General features: G+C 45.9%; 8 protein-coding genes. 6 read left to right on the top strand and 2 right to left on the bottom strand.

Annotated elements, in window-relative coordinates; genetic code table 11:
• Positions 1-23 precede the first annotated feature (23 nt).
• From ACU52_RS07075 to ACU52_RS07055, 5 genes are all read left to right on the top strand, one after another.
• Positions 24-2,660: a carboxypeptidase-like regulatory domain-containing protein gene (locus ACU52_RS07075; protein ID WP_147630806.1), complete on the top strand. Its 2,637-nt coding sequence runs from the start codon at positions 24-26 to the stop codon at positions 2,658-2,660.
• Between the two features lie 498 nt (positions 2,661-3,158).
• Entirely contained in the window at positions 3,159-6,434 is a 3,276-nt protein-coding gene (locus tag ACU52_RS07070; protein WP_053398277.1) for a TonB-dependent receptor, read from the top strand.
• Between the two features lie 22 nt (positions 6,435-6,456).
• Positions 6,457-7,953, top strand: coding sequence for a BACON domain-containing protein (locus ACU52_RS07065; protein WP_053398276.1), 1,497 nt, complete (start codon positions 6,457-6,459; stop codon positions 7,951-7,953).
• Positions 7,954-8,226: 273 nt separating this feature from the next.
• Entirely contained in the window at positions 8,227-9,135 is a 909-nt protein-coding gene (locus tag ACU52_RS07060; protein ID WP_021854682.1) for a LysR substrate-binding domain-containing protein, read from the top strand.
• Positions 9,136-9,278: 143 nt separating this feature from the next.
• Positions 9,279-10,355 carry a YeiH family protein gene (locus ACU52_RS07055; protein WP_053398275.1) on the top strand — a complete coding sequence of 359 codons (1,077 nt, stop codon included), beginning with the start codon at positions 9,279-9,281 and terminating at the stop codon, positions 10,353-10,355.
• A gap of 186 nt (positions 10,356-10,541) precedes the next feature.
• Here ACU52_RS07055 and ACU52_RS07050 read toward each other — a convergent pair whose 3' ends face one another.
• Complete coding sequence (locus tag ACU52_RS07050) at positions 10,542-11,990, bottom strand: carbon starvation CstA family protein (RefSeq protein ID WP_021854680.1); 1,449 nt, start codon at positions 11,988-11,990, stop codon at positions 10,542-10,544.
• 650 nt (positions 11,991-12,640) lie between these two features.
• On the bottom strand, positions 12,641-14,035 hold the full coding sequence (locus ACU52_RS07045) for an AraC family transcriptional regulator (protein WP_162207754.1): 1,395 nt from the start codon (positions 14,033-14,035) through the stop codon (positions 12,641-12,643).
• A gap of 334 nt (positions 14,036-14,369) precedes the next feature.
• Here ACU52_RS07045 and ACU52_RS07040 point away from each other — a divergent pair, with 334 nt between their 5' ends.
• Positions 14,370-16,175 carry a M6 family metalloprotease domain-containing protein gene (locus tag ACU52_RS07040; protein ID WP_053398273.1) on the top strand — a complete coding sequence of 602 codons (1,806 nt, stop codon included), beginning with the start codon at positions 14,370-14,372 and terminating at the stop codon, positions 16,173-16,175.
• Positions 16,176-16,188 lie beyond the last annotated feature (13 nt).

Genomic DNA, 16,188 nt, shown 5'->3' with positions numbered 1-16,188 from the left:
AAACGAAAAAGGGAAAATCGCTGATGAAACGTTACACCATACTGCTCTTGATATTAATGTCTGCCTATAGTGTAGCCTTCGCGCAGACCATATTCACAGGCAAGATTACCGACGGCAAAGGCACACCGCTGTCGGACATAACAGTAATGGCGCTGTCGGAAAAAGACACGACAAGCGTCATTGCATACACGTTTACGGAAAGCGACGGACGCTATAAACTGCAGTTTGACAGCAACGAGAATGAAATAAGGCTCATGGTGTACGGCTTCAACATAAAGAAAATAAGCGAAACCGTAAAGAACATATCGGCAACACATAACTATAAGACAGAAAAAGAGTCGATAGAGCTACAAGAAGTAGTGGTGAAATCGGGTAAAATCTGGCAGCTTGGCGACACGCTCAACTATTCGGTCGACGCCTTTATCGGCAAGAACGACATATCAATAGGCGATGTGCTAAGGCGTATGCCCGGCATTCAGGTTGACGACAACGGACATATTTATTATCAGGGCAAGAATATAAGCCACCTTTACATCAACGGCATAGACGCTCTTGCCGGACGTTACAGCATTGCCACCAACAATCTTGCGGCGCAAATGGTGGCAACGGTTCAGGTGATGGAGAACCATCAGGGAGTGAAAGCCCTGAAAAAACTCGTTATTCCAGACGAGGCAGCTATAAACCTGAAACTGAAACCTGAGGCAGCCGGCACGTTAAATATGGAAGCACTGCTCGGCGTCGGTGCCGACGACAATGGCATGATGTGGCACGAAGAAGCCGTAATGACTTATTTTTCAAAAAAGAGACAGCACATAGCAACATATAAGACGGCCAACGACGGCACTGACGTGTCGGCAGAACTTGCATCATGCAACAACAGTGGCGAAGCTGAACAGTTTACCGACATTGTGCGCCCTACTCCGCCTGGTATAGACAAGCACAACTATTATTTTAATCAGTCGCACGCAGCAAGCATTAATTCCGTATGGAAAAACGACGATGACCACGAAACTCGGCTTAACATTGTTTACTCCAACGACCATGAACACAGAAACAGTTATGACAAGACTACATATTTGCTTCCCGACGGGAGCAACACCGTGATATCGGAACAATTGGCCGATGCTGCTACAGAAAACAGGGCTGAAGGCGACTTTGAATATAAGATAAACAAAGAGAAACTATATCTCAGCGAAACGGCCGGTATGACAGCTCACTGGAACAGCGGCAAAGGCTATACCGACAACAGTGAAGCACCCATAAGTCAAAGTCTGTGGACACGCAACATAAGCATGCAAAACCGCCTGAGCATGATAATAAAGAAAGACGACTATAAAGGCGTGGCCGTAAACTCGCTCGTCACCTATGAAGAAAAGCCGCAGGCGCTGACGGTTATACCTTGCATGTATGACTCAATCTTCGGCAACGGAAATTATACGGGGATGAGACAAGACGTAAAGAGCCGCAGATTCATGACTGAAAACTCAGCTGAAATGTTGTCTGCAATTAAAATAGGAAACTTCAGAATATCGCCCAAAGCCACGCTCAACTATAACCACAGCGGCATGGAAAGCGTACTGAACACAACAGGAGCAGCCTCGACGAGAGTAACCGATTTTGCTAATGACACTTATCTGTCGCACCTTAAAACGGGAATAACTGCAATGCTAGACTATTACGACGGCAGTCTTAACGCAGGAATAAACGTTCCGCTGATGTACGAAATGCTGAGCCTCAACCAGAAAATACAGCAGAACAGCATCAGCCGCAACGACTTCAACGTTTCGTTCACAGCTTATGTCAGATGGAAAGCGCTGTCAAACCTGACAATAAGCGGCCACTATACAGCCGACCACAGATACCCTTCATTGTCAACTCTTTACGGAGGATATATCCTCACCAACTATCGTCAAATAGCATCTTACGAGGCTTATATGCCACGCATGACATGGCAGGCAGCAGACATTGACATCGACTTTAAAGATCCGTTCAACATGATATTCATAACGCTCAATGCCTCTTATTCGTGCAGAAGTCCAAAAGTGATATATGGTGAAACGTTCAACGGAATATTATCTCACATGTATGCCCGCACCACATCAAGCCGTGGTGAAGAATTTGCCGTAATGCTTTCGGCAGGCAAAAACATAAGTTGGAAAAACATAAGCATAAAACTGACTGCCCAATACAGCAAAGGACACATGCCCGTATTGCGCCAGGAGCAGATAACGAGATATGACTCTGAGGCGGCAGTATTCACAGCCGGAATAAAGGCAGAGCCGTTCAACTTCATGTCTGTCGATGCCGGCAGCAGTATGTTTCTGTCTAAAGGAAGCACGACAGACGGATATTCAATGCCGGCAATACGCACAATGAACAACAGCTTGCTGCTCAGCCTCAGCATGCCGATGAACATAAGCATTGACGCCGGACTTAACCACTATTACAACAACTTGGCAATGGGCAACAAATCATTTGCGTTGCTTAACTTAAAAATTAACCTGAATCATAAACGAGTGAAATATTCTCTTGAATGCAACAATCTGCTCAACACACACAAGTATGTCTATTCTTACAACATTGCCATGTCTGAATTTTATTCCGAATACAACTTGCGCGGCCGCTCCGTTATGCTGACGGCAAGGATGAATTTGTTTTAGTGGCAAGACAAAGCACGCATATTATTAATTAAAGCAGCGTTTGAATACAGCAAAACAGCCATTCCATATCTAGCAGATTGTCATCTGTTTTTTACAGACACAGGCGAACGTGCCAAAGAAAAAATTAGAGACAGTACGCCTCCCAAAAAAATAAAACATCTGCAGACACCAATATTTTTGTCGAATTAAACAACATGCTACCCTGTGAACAATTGAAATTTAACTTACCTTGCATATCACCACATGCACAGCCGACGCATTAAAGTAAACAAATTTTATTAAAATTAACGTCCAAAATAGCCAAAAAGGGCGTTTATATAAAAAAATTAAGGGTTTAAGGTCAACTTTAATCGCCTTGTAACATAATATATCTATTTTTTAATTAATTTTGCATGTGGAATAGTTGTAAGGCGCATTCTGACGTAACAGAGGCGCCTTAGAAAAGAAAAATTAAGTCAGATTATTAAAATTTTATTTTTAATCATAAACAATAACAGTATGAGAAAACGTCTAGAAATTCTATTCGTGTTGATGTTGTTCTCTGCGACCGCCATGCTGGCCCAGATGACAACGTCAGGAATCAACGGTATGGTTACGGCCGGAGGCGACAAGGCTATCGGCGCCACCGTAACAGCAGTGCACGAGCCGTCGGGAACCACCTATAACACCGTGGTGAACGAAAGCGGCCGCTACTCTATCAACGGTATGCGCGTGGGCGGCCCCTACACCGTCAAAGTGAGCTACATAGGCTACACAACGAGCGTTACAAAAGATGTGACGCTGCAGTTGGCAGAGTCATACAGCCTGAACGTAAAGCTCGCTGAAGACGCCAATGAACTGGGCGAAGTAGTGGTTTCGGCCAAGGCTACAAAATTTACTGCAGAAAGAACAGGTGCCTCTACCAACATCAACCTGAGACAGCTGGAGAACATGCCTACAGTAAGCCGCTCAATCACCGACTTCACACGTCTGTCTCCCTACGGCGGCAACGGAATGAGCTTTGCCGGTACTGACGGCCGTACAGCCAACTTCACCGTGGACGGTGCCAACTTCAACAACAACTTCGGTCTGAGCGACGGTCTGCCCGGCGGCGGCAACCCTATATCTATCGATGCCATCGAAGAAATGCAGGTTGTGATATCACCCTACGACGTACGTCAGACTAACTTCATAGGCGGTGGCGTGAACGCCATAACCAAGTCAGGTACGAACACCTTCAAGGGTACTGCCTACATATATCATCAGAACGAGAATATGCGCGGTGATGCCATTGAGCGCGAGCAGATAAGCGGTGCACGCGAGAAAGACCAGAAGACAACTTACGGTTTCACTCTCGGCGGTCCGATCATCAAGAACAAGCTGTTCTTCTTCGTCAGCGGAGAAATGAGCAAGACTCCTACAGTGGTTAACCGTTGGCGCGGTTCTGTGGACGGCGTGGCCGACGCAGACAACTACATCTCACGTACGACATTGGCCGACCTTGAGAAGGTGTCTAACTTTGTAAAAGACAAATACGGCTACGACACTGGCTCATGGACAAACTTCCCTGCCGACGAAAACAACTACAAGCTGTTGGCACGTCTCGACTGGAACATCACCAACATGCACCATCTGTCATTCCGTTACAACTATACGAAGAACCGCAACTGGAACCCCACCAACGCATCTTCAATGGACGGAGGTACGCGCTCGGCTTACGGCCGCTTCTCACAGATGTCAATGAGCTACGCCAACTCTATGTATGCTCTTGACAATCTTGTTCACTCTTTCTCTCTCGACCTTAACAGCCGCTTCACCGAGAACCTCTCTAACCAGTTCTTGGTTACTTACTCAAAGCTCGATGATGTGCGTTTCACCAATTCGGCTGACTTCCCCTTCATAGACATCATGGACGGCACAGGCACTAACACTGCCTACATTTCACTCGGTAAGGAGCTGTTCACACACAACAACGCTGTGCGTAATAACATCTGGAACATCAAGGACGATGTTACCTACTATGCCGGCAACCACAAGATTATGCTTGGAGCTAAGTTTGAACACCAAATGGCGCTCAACTCTTATATGCGTAACGGTACAGGATATTACCGCTACTACTCACTCGACGACTTCCTCAACGGAGCTGCTCCTGAGATTGTAAACCTGACCTACGGCTATGACGGCAAGAGCGATCCGGCTGCGAAAGTCAGCTTCAACACTCTCGGTATCTATCTGCAGGACGAGTGGTCTATCAATCCACGCTTCAAGCTTACTTACGGCTTGCGCTTTGACGACATGTTCTTCAGCAACGCTGACCTTATGACAAACAAGGCCATCTACGACCTCGACTACGACGGACGCCACATTGACACAGGCAAATGGCCGAGCTCTAACCTTACTGTAGCTCCGCGTGTAGGCTTCGTATGGGATATCCTCGGCGACAAGACCCTCAAGTTGCGTGGAGGTTCAGGTATATTCCAGGGCCGTCTGCCGCTGGTATTCTTCACCAACATGCCTACCAACTCAGGTATGGTGCAGTATCAGGCAATCATCAATGCCGCAAACGCTGCAAAGAAAGGATTCACAATGGAAGAATTTGCCGGAGGACTTGTTACAAACGAGAACGGCTATCCCACTATCGACGCCCTGCAGAACAAACTCTTCGAACTGGGCTATCCTAAGACAATCAGACCTGAGGACGGTACTCTGCCTTCACAGATATCAGCCGTAGACCCCGACTTCAAGATGCCTGAGGTATGGAAGACGTCTTTGGCTATTGACTATGTTGTACCAGTAGGCTTCCCTCTTACAATCACAGCCGAAGGTATCTTCAACAAGACAATATATGGCGTTACAATGCAAGACTGGTCAATTCCAGATGTAGGCGGATTTGCACGCTTCAACGGTGTTGACAACCGCCCGATATTCCCTACCGGATACAACAAAGATGTTGTGCCTGCTTATGTGCTGTCTAACACACACAAGGGCTACGGATGGAGCGCAAGCTTGTCAGCATACGCATCTCCTACAAAGAACATCGACATCATGGCTGCCTATACACACACCTGCTCTAAGGAGCTTACAGGTATGCCCGGATCTAACGCTTCTTCTACAATAGCATATCTGCCTTCAGTAGAAGGTCCTAACAACATCAAGCTGCACAACTCACAGTATGTTGAGCCAGACCGCGTGATAGCACAGATCACGGCTCACGACAACAGCCACAACCACTTCAGCCTCATCTATGAGGGATGGCGCGGCTCTTACAACTACACATACATGCTGCAGAACGATATGAACGGCGACGGACAGGCTTACGACCCGATATTCATCCCGACCGACGAGCAGGTTGAGAAGAACCAGTTCCGCTTCAAGACAGCTGACGACCGCGACCGCTTCATGGCTTATGTACACAACAACAGCTACCTGAAGAATCATCAGGGCGAATATGCAGAGGCTTACAGCGTTTACTCTCCATGGGTTCACCGCTTCGACTTCAGCTACAAGCACGACTTCGTGTTCAACACTGGCGCATGCAAACACATGCTGACCCTGAGCTTCGACATCAAGAACGTCTGCAACCTCTTCAACTCTTCATGGGGTGTGGCCAAGACTCTCAACCCGGCTATCGGCACAGAAGCAAAGATCCTGAAATATGAAGGAGCCGACGCTGACGGCTATGCTGTGTTCTCTACTCCGTCATCTATCAACGGATCAACAAAGACATGGACAGCAAACCATGCAATCGGTCAATGCTGGTATATGTCTATCGGCATCAAGTACACATTCAACTAATTTTTAAAACGGAAGTATAATTATGAAACTAAAAAATATATTTTCCCTGCTTCTGCTGAGTGTTGTGGCTTTGTTCACAAGCTGCTCAAACGACGATGACATCACTCTGCTTGACGACATTCAGGTGTCAAAATCATACATATCCATCCCCGAGGAAGGTGGTAACGACACCATCATTGTAAAAGCCAAAGGCGACTGGATACTTGAGAACAAGCCCAATTGGCTTAAATTTAACGAGCATTCTGACTCAGTAGGCAAGGCCGGTGAAACACAGCTCGTATTCTCTGCAGAACCTTACACAGGCGGCCGCAGCTCTGACGCCATGACAATAACATGCAACGGCAAGGTGCAGCATCTCAACGTCGTACAGGGTGAAGTAAGCATCACAAACGCCACTTGCGCCGAGGTTATTGCCGGACCTGACAACAAGACTTATCAGGTAACAGGTACGGTGACAGCTATCGCCAACACCACCTATGGAAACCTCTATCTGAACGACGGCACAGGTGAGATTTACATCTACGGAACTCTCGACGCGTCAGGCGCTGAGAAGAACTTCCTCAGCCTTGGCATCGAGGTAGGCGACGAAATCACAGTTCAGGGTCCGAAGCTTACTTACAACGGAACTGTAGAGCTGGTAAACGTTACTGTTGTTGACATCAACAAGAGCCTTATCAAGGTTGACTCTCTTTCTGCAGACGCCATTTCTAAAGATGGCGGCACCATTACAGCATATGTAACCACAAAAGGCTCAGGCGTGTCAGTAGACATTCCAGAGGATGCCAAGGAATGGCTGTCTATCGCTTCAATAAAGCAGAACGGCACATCTGCAGAACTGACCTTCAAGGCTGCACCCAACGAAGGAGGCATACGTTCAACAGAGCTGACACTTGCTACTGTGGCAGACGGTAAGACATACACCACACTGACTACAATCACACAGCAAGGCGGCATACAGGACGTATCTGTAGCTGACTTCAACGCTGCTGCCGACGGTGATGCACAATATCGCCTTAAGGGTGTGGCAACAGACGTTCAGGAAAACGGAAGTTTCACGCTGACCGACTGGAGCGGCTCTACCTTGGTTTACAAGAGCACCAATGCTGCAGCCAAAGGCGTTAAGAACGGCGACATCGTAACCGTTGTAGGCACACACGACACATATAAAGGCACAGTAGAACTGGTAGGCGGCGACGTTACAGAACTGAATCCTACAACCACCATCTCTATTGCCGACTTCATGGGTCTTCCTGACAGCGACACAAACTATATGATAACCGGTACAATCACAAAGATAGCCAACGACCATTACGGCAATGTCTATATCTCTGACGGTACAAACGAGGTTTATCTCTATGGTCTGTATCCCGGCTATGGTGCAACTGGCGACAACCGTTACGATTTTGTTGCCAACAGCGGCCTCAAGGTTGGAGACGAGATTACTGTTATCGGCGCTCACCTGACATACGGCGAAACAATTGAAATAAAGAACGCCATATTCGTCAGCAAGAACAACTGATAAGCAGAATAAAAAAGCTGATGCCGCTTGCGGCATATCAGATAAGAACAGAAATGGCTGTCCATAAATGAATCTTTGGACAGCCATTTCTGTTTCTATCAAAATCACCATTAGGCTGCAATAGCTTTATCTATTTTGTGCATTCATGCTTACGCCGCAAAATATAAATCTCAGAATATTTTCTTTTCCAGACAACCACTTTTATCACGCCTTGCTTTCCGTTCTCGTTTTTTAGTTGTATTTTTGTCAGGTTAAGAAACAAATAACGGTAATATGTCAGATTTCAGACTAAAAGCATTCTACAGCGTGGCCAAGAACCTCAGTTTCACACGTGCGGCTAAAGAGCTGTTCGTAAGCCAACCTGCAATAACCAAACACATCAACGAACTGGAACGGCAATACTCCGTAAGACTCTTCGACCGCACAGGCGGAAAGATAATGCTCACCGATGCCGGACGGCTCATGCTTGAACACTGCAGCCGCATACTCGACGAGTATAACCGCATGGAATACGACATGAACCTGCTCAACGAGCGCAGCAGCGGACACATAAGCATAGGCGCAAGCACCACTGTGGCGCAGTATGTGCTGCCGCAGATACTGGCAGAATTTACCGAAAGATTTCCGCAGATAGAGGTGTCGCTCACCAACGGCAACTCGCGCGACATAGAGAACGCACTGCTCAACCACGACATCGACCTTGGCATGGTGGAAGGCATCACACATTCAGCCGGCCTACAGTATGAGCCGTTTCTTGAAGACGAACTCGTGGCCATAATAAAGCAATCTGGCAACGAGTCGATGCCCGAAGAAATCACTCCGCAGGAGCTGTGCCGCCAACCGCTCGTCATACGCGAGCAAGGCTCAGGAACACTCGAGGTGATAGAGACCGAACTGGAAAAGCACGGAATAAGGCCCCAGGAACTTAACATACGCATACGCCTCGGCAGCACCGAAGCCATCAAGGCCTTTCTGCGCCACAGCCGCAGCATGGGCATAGTGTCGGTGTTCTCCGTGAGGGAAGAACTGGCCAGAGGCGTGTTCAGAGTCATCGACATTGCTGGTCTCAACTTCAGCCGCCACTTCTGCTTTGTGGCCTCTGCCGGCAAGGATTCGCCGCTTACCGAAAAGTTCAAAGACTTTACACGCCGCAGCATAATAACTTCAGGTTATAGAGTATAAAAAATTAAGATATACTACATAACAAAAAATTAATTACCTTTGCAGCAGTAAACTTAAAGGCAGCCCGACAACAAGACACGAAGGTCTGCCAGGCAAGGAGAAAAAGAGAATAAAATAAATATTATTAACAAAGGTAATCTATCATGTTTGAAAAAGGAAACAGGGCAAACACCCTTCACGGAATCTTGCTGATTGCATTATTTTCGTTTGCAGCATTCTATCTGGCAGACCTGCCCATCATGAAGCAGCTCTCGCTCAGTCCGCTCATCATCGGAATCATCCTTGGTATGCTCTATGCCAACAGCCTTCGCAACAAACTGCCCGAAACTTGGGTGCCGGGTATTAAGTTCTGCACGAAGCAACTTCTCCGCACGGGTATCGTGCTCTATGGTTTCCGCCTTACGCTGACACAGGTTGCGGCAGTAGGAGTGCCGGCAATAATCGTGGATGCCATAATCGTTACAGGAACAATATTTCTTGGTCTGTGGTTTGGCCGCATGCTCAAGCTCGACCGCGACACTACGCTAATGACCTCTACAGGAAGCGCCATATGCGGTGCAGCAGCCGTGCTCGGAGCCGAGCCCGTAGTGAAATGTGAAAGCCACAAGACAGCCATTGCCGTATCAACTGTGGTTATCTTCGGAACAATATCAATGTTCCTCTACCCCATCATGTATCGTTCCGGAATACTTTCAGGCCTGAGCGACACAGCCGTTGCAATCTACACTGGAAGCACGCTGCACGAAGTGGCACACGTAGCCGGAGCCGGCAACGCCATGGACCCGACAGACAGCCTGGGCATAGCCGGCACTGCAACTATCACAAAGATGATACGCGTAATGATGCTTGCCCCGGTGCTCGTCATAATGAGCTTCGCGCTTGCCGGACGCAAGAAGGCCACAGCCGACGGACATAAGGAAAAGAGCAAAATCACAATACCCTGGTTTGCCTTCGGCTTCATCGGCATAATCTGTGTAAACTCCCTCCTGCAGTATCTTTTCGATGCACCGACAGTTAAGGACATACCGCTGAACGGCGTCATTGAATACATCGACACCTTCCTGCTGACCATGGCAATGACTGCTCTCGGAACAGACACAAACATACAGAAGTTTAAACAGGCCGGAGCCAAGCCGTTCCTCCTTGCCGGCATGCTTTACGTATGGCTCGTAGGTGGCGGATACTTTATAACAAAATACGTTGTAGGCTTTTTCGGATAATACGTTTTATAACGACATACTCTCTTCAAAGCACAATTCAATAAACTTAAGCACAAACCGGCGGACAGATAATCGATATCAGTCCGTCGGTTTGTGCTTTTCATCATAAATAAAAAGCCATGACCTGCTCAATGAGGTCATGGCCTGTAGCCCGGACGCGGGCTTACGACATATTATCACAAAAAATTAATCGTTGTCTGTGCTTATCCGGCAATATTTCTTGTGCCAGAACGCAAACAGCACTCCCGACAGCAGCAGCACTATGACGGCAGCTATATAGCCGGCAACATTGCTGAGTGCAAACGAATTTTTAGAAACAAGAAGGAATGCCACACACACGGCCGTCATAAACATAGCCGGGATAAGCGTTATGATATACGGCTTTGACTTACGCGCAAGATACACCGTAAGCGCCCAAAGCGTAAACACGGCAAGCGTCTGATTGGCCCATCCGAACCATCCCCATATAACGTTGAAGCCGTCTTCATCGGCAATGTTAAACCACAAGAAGCCCAGCGTGACCAAGAACAGAGGTATGCATATATAAATGCGGTGGCGTATGGTGTGCTGCTCAAAGTTAAGAAACTCCGCAATAATCAGTCTGGCACTGCGCAATGCCGTGTCGCCGCTCGTTATAGGAGCAGCCACAACGCCAAGTATAGCCAATGCACCGCCAAACATGCCGAGCCATCCCGAAGACACGGTGGTTACCACCTCAGGTGCCTGAAGCGTAAGAGGAACGCCAAGCTCCTGTGCGGCTCCGCCATAAAAGAAATAAGAAGATATTGTTGCCCATATAAGCGCAACGATGCCCTCGGTTATCATCGCACCGTAAAACAGCGGACGTCCCTGTTTCTCATTCGCCATACAACGTGCCATAAGCGGACTCTGAGTGGCATGGAAGCCGCTGATGGCACCACAGGCAATGGTTATAAAAAGACATGGGAATATCGGGCCCGATTTAGGCGACAGATTGCCAAGTCCGTCGGTAAGCTCTGGCAGCTGCGGCCATTTGACAAACAGCACCACCATGAGCGCAACAGCCATAAACAGCATGGCAATGGCAAAAAGCGGATAAATCTTGCCGATAATCTTATCAACAGGAAGCATCGTGGCAAGAAAATAATATGCAAAAATTATCAGACACCATACATAAACCCATGTAACTGAGTCGCCGCATATTGTACCTAATATCAATGCCGGACTATATACAAACACGGCACCGACCATTATAAGCATAAAAACAGAGAACACCAGCATGACCTTCTTGGTTGACTTGCCGAGATAACAGCCTACAAGCTCCGGCAGACCAGCACCGCCATGACGCTGCGACAACATTCCGCTGAGATAATCGTGAACCGCACCAGCAAAGATACAGCCGAAAACTATCCACAGATAGGCCGAAGGGCCAAACTTGGCACCCATGATGGCACCGAAAATAGGTCCTGTGCCGGCAATGTTAAGAAACTGAATCATAAAGATTTTCCATCCCGGCAATACTACATAGTCTACGCCGTCGGCCATACTTACAGCCGGTGTAGGACGGTCGTCGGGAGCAAACACACGCTCTACGATGCGTCCATAAATGAAATAGCCCACCACAAGGGCAACCAAACTTAAAACAAATGTGATCATAGATTAGATTATTATTCTCTTTTGAACATACTAATTATTGGCAAAAGTAAAAATATAAATTTAAAAATGCAAAGAAAAACCTGATTTTATATATAAAATATATAAGCCGCACAACAGCTTATCCCACTGAGACATTTCATGTTGTTTTAAAGTTTTATCCTAAAAAATGCATCACTGACAAAAACAAGACTACGCTAAAATGCCATAAACGTGATATCCGGCACAACAACATCTTAATATTCAAGCTGAATATCAAATAAATTTATTTTACAACCCAGAAAAATCGAAAGCAAAACATACACTTATTATTAATAAACGTTCATATCTGACGATTACTCAACAAAAACAATAAGCAAAACAATGCGTATTAGTTTCAAATCATTAACCTATTGTTTTCATGTCGTAACTCGGCCACTTTTGAAGCGAAAACGGCCGAGTTTTTCATCAAAAACTAATTGTTTTTTTATGAGAAATAAATATGCTCCGCAACCGTAAGCCAGTCCGTAGACTATGACTTTACAAATCGCATCACCTGTTAAGCCTACATAAAATAAGCCTTGCCATACAGCCAACGCATCATTCACATGCAAGAATATCGTCAGGCCATGCACATGACATAAAAAATTTACCTTCTTGTAGCTTCCGTATATTTACTTCTCTTTAGCCGCCAGCTTTTTATACATGGCTGGAGTCATGCCGTTAATTTTCTTAAATGTGCGGTTAAAGCTTGTCGCATTGGTATATCCCACCTCCTCATAAATAGCCTGAATGGTCATATTGCCATAATGCTCATTATCCGAAAGCATTCTGCATGCCTCCATTATACGTTTCTCGTTAATGTATGTTCTGAAGTTTTTATTGTATGTCTTGTTGATGACAAACGAAACATACTTTGTGTTCGACTTTGCCATGTCGGCTATAATCTTCAGACTGAGGTCAGGATCAGAAATTATTTCGGGCGTATTTATAATCTCATTAATTTTCGCAAGAAGTGCGTCTGCCTGTTCCTGCGTCATGTCAACCCCACCGGCATTTCCGTCAAACTCGTCGTCGCCGGCCTCATCGCCTTCATTGTAAGACGGCACAATAGCCACCTTGCTTCTGTCTGATTTTATCAAGTCGTTGTTCTTGTTGATAAGCAGGCGCTGTGCATTTCTTAAATTACGGTTCTTGCGTATAACCACCACTGCCAGCACAATCGTGATTATCAACAAAATAGAAATCAAGATAACAGCCAAAGTGTAAATGTTGATTATCGAGGTCAGCGAACTTATCTCCTCCGTACTTTTACGCGACTCATACTCCTGCAGCTTTCCCCTTGCCTGGTTCATGCCCTTTGCACTAAACACCGAGTCATAAGTCTCAAGATACAACACTCTGTATTTTCTGGCAGAATCGCTATCGCCATTTCCGGCATACGCCTCGTAAAGAATCTTGTACGCATTGATTTCCATCTCGGCATTATCCATTTCAACAGACATATCCCGGCATTTAGCTCCATACTTTATGGCATTGCCGTAATCATGCTTTTTGACGAGAATATTTCCTATCTCAGACTCCTGATATAATATAAAGATGTCGTCCAGCTCATTTTTCTCTGCGTATGCGGCAGCCCTTAGATGATCCTTCACAGCTTCGTCATACTTACGTTCAGCCTGCTTTATTCGGGCAGAATTATATATTAGGAAATACTCCCATTGTGTTGCGTTCTTGCTTACCTGCATCTTCTTGGCTATATCATAATATTCCTTTGCCTTTTTAATATTCCCCAGATGACAATATGCAGGCACTATATTAGTAAGGTATTTGCCTATCAGCTCTTCGTCATTAAGCTTTTTCGACATTTTGTATCCTTTCAGCAGATAGAAGAGGTTTGCCTCATAATCGCCAAAAGCTTCATAAATATTGGCAATATTACCTATGCATGCCATGTATGTGCGCTTGTCGTCTTCCTTTTCAGCTATTTCCATACCTTTTATATAATATGTAATGGCCAAAGGATAATTGCCATCCTTATACAAGCCGTCGGCTATTATTTTTGTCATGCCTGATTTTGTGTTTGCAGGCATCGACGCATAAGAATGACATACAGGACATACAAATAGAAATATTATGAAAATAATGTGTTTAAACATATCGTATTAGGCTATTAATAAATTTTAATCGACAGGCTATTAACCGTCTTCCATTGCAAATTTAAACAAAATATAAGAGAAAAATATAGACAAAATCGTAAAATGCAAGTTTTTTTTTAATATTTCGTGAAATGTGAAGAATTTGGATGCTTTTATTTGTATAATCTGTAATAAAAAATATAATTTAGCAGACGTAAAAATTTAATAAATCTATTATTCTGATAAACTTAACACCTACAATATTATGAGAATCCTTAACGTTTTTATTACCATTGCAGCTTGCCTGATTTGTTTAAACGGCACATACGCTGCTCCTGCCTGGCCAAACAAGATATCATACACCCAGGCAGACGGAACTAAGGTAACAGTGTATTTGAATGGTGACGAATACATGCACCATTATGTAAGTGAAGACGGATTCATCCTTCTACCCGATGCAAACGGAAGTCTTAGATATGCAGAAATTGTTGACAACAAGGTGATGCCGACAGGAATGGTGGCACACAACGCAACAAGCCGCAACGCTAAAGAACTCCAGTTTATAAAAACATTAGACCAGCAGGCTATCAAGCAAAAGCTTGCCATAGCCTATAGGGACAAGCGCCAGGAGATAGCCTCTAAGGCACAAAGAGTAAAAAGTCAAAGCTCGCCAAGCGTCATAGAGCCTGTATTCCCTACAATAGGCAATATCCGCGGACTTATAATCTTAGCCCAGTTTAAGGACCAGAAGTTTTCTACTGACAACATCCATGACATATATAACAGCATGGCAAACGATGAAGACTATTCAGGCCCGTATGCTTCAGGAAGCATAAAGAGCTATTTCACCGCGCAGTCTGCCGGAAAATTTGTTCCTACATTTGACATTGTCGGCCCTGTTGACCTTCCTCACGAAATGGCATATTACGGCTATGACGAGAGAGCAGCAGAACTGATGATAGATGCATGCAGCATGGCAGACGCAAACACAGACGTCGACTTTTCTAAATACGACTACAACGGCGACGGATATGTTGATTTTATCTTCGTGGTGTATGCCGGCTACGGACAGTCGCAGGGCGGCAGCGAAGAGACCGTATGGCCACAGGCCGTAGACCTGACTTACGAAAGCTGGAACATGTACGACGGACTGTATTTAGGACAGGCAGCATGTTCATGTGAGCTGAGAGGCCATGAAGGAACAACTCTCGACGGTATCGGCACATTCTGCCATGAGTTCAGCCACATCCTCGGACTGCCTGACATATACGACGCTGCATATTCAGGAATGCAAGGCATGCTTACATGGGACGTGATGTGCAACGGACTCTATAATGACGACAGCAAGACTCCTGCCGGATACACAGCAATGGACAAATATACTGTAGGCTGGCTCGAACCTGTAGTGCTTAGCGAACCTGCCAAGGACCTGACACTAAACCCGTTGTCTGAATCAAACGAGGCATACTTCATTGTATGCGGAACAGACAACAATGAATACTTCACCTTGGAGAACCGCCAGCAGACAGGCTGGGACAAGGCTCTCGACGGTCACGGACTGATTATTTCGCAAATACATTATGTTCCTTCTCTTTGGAATACCAACCGTGTCAACACCTCATCGTCAGGCTATGAGCATGTTTCTCTTATCCCTGCAGACGGGCATGCCTCTGACGGCACCGAGGCCGGCGACCCGTTCCCCGGAACAAGCAACAACACACAGTTTACTGATACGTCAATGCCTTCTGCAAAATGGCATACTACATCTGACGCCGTAAACTGTCCGATAACAAACATAAGAGAAAACAACGGTGTGATCACTTTCGACTTCAAGAGCGATGCAACAGGCATTGAATCACACGAAGCAGGACAAGAACTGGCACGCATCAGCGCAACAGGCGGAACAATAAATATTGACAATCCGCAAAAGTCTGATGTACTCATACTCTCAGCTGACGGCCGCATTATACAGAAATCAGCCCAGAGGCATATAACATGCACTCCTGGATGTGGCATGTACATTGTAAAATGCGGTGAGTTAATTAAAAAAGTTATTTTAGCAAGACCCTAATTATTAACATTTA

Source organism: Xylanibacter rarus (assembly GCF_001275135.1).
Lineage (GTDB): Bacteria > Bacteroidota > Bacteroidia > Bacteroidales > Bacteroidaceae > Prevotella > Prevotella rara.
This window is presented reverse-complemented; position numbering and strand designations above follow the sequence as displayed.

Bases quoted from the DNA above. Each gene is read 5' to 3' on its own strand.
- ACU52_RS07075 (WP_147630806.1), top strand. From the start codon at position 24: ATGAAACGTTACACCATACTGCTCTTGATATTAATGTCTGCCTATAGT.
- ACU52_RS07060 (WP_021854682.1), top strand. From the start codon at position 8,227: ATGTCAGATTTCAGACTAAAAGCATTCTACAGCGTGGCCAAGAACCTC.
- ACU52_RS07055 (WP_053398275.1), top strand. From the start codon at position 9,279: ATGTTTGAAAAAGGAAACAGGGCAAACACCCTTCACGGAATCTTGCTG.
- ACU52_RS07045 (WP_162207754.1), bottom strand. From the start codon at position 14,035: ATGACAAAAATAATAGCCGACGGCTTGTATAAGGATGGCAATTATCCT.
- ACU52_RS07050 (WP_021854680.1), bottom strand. From the start codon at position 11,990: ATGATCACATTTGTTTTAAGTTTGGTTGCCCTTGTGGTGGGCTATTTC.
- ACU52_RS07065 (WP_053398276.1), top strand. From the start codon at position 6,457: ATGAAACTAAAAAATATATTTTCCCTGCTTCTGCTGAGTGTTGTGGCT.
- ACU52_RS07070 (WP_053398277.1), top strand. From the start codon at position 3,159: ATGAGAAAACGTCTAGAAATTCTATTCGTGTTGATGTTGTTCTCTGCG.
- ACU52_RS07040 (WP_053398273.1), top strand. From the start codon at position 14,370: ATGAGAATCCTTAACGTTTTTATTACCATTGCAGCTTGCCTGATTTGT.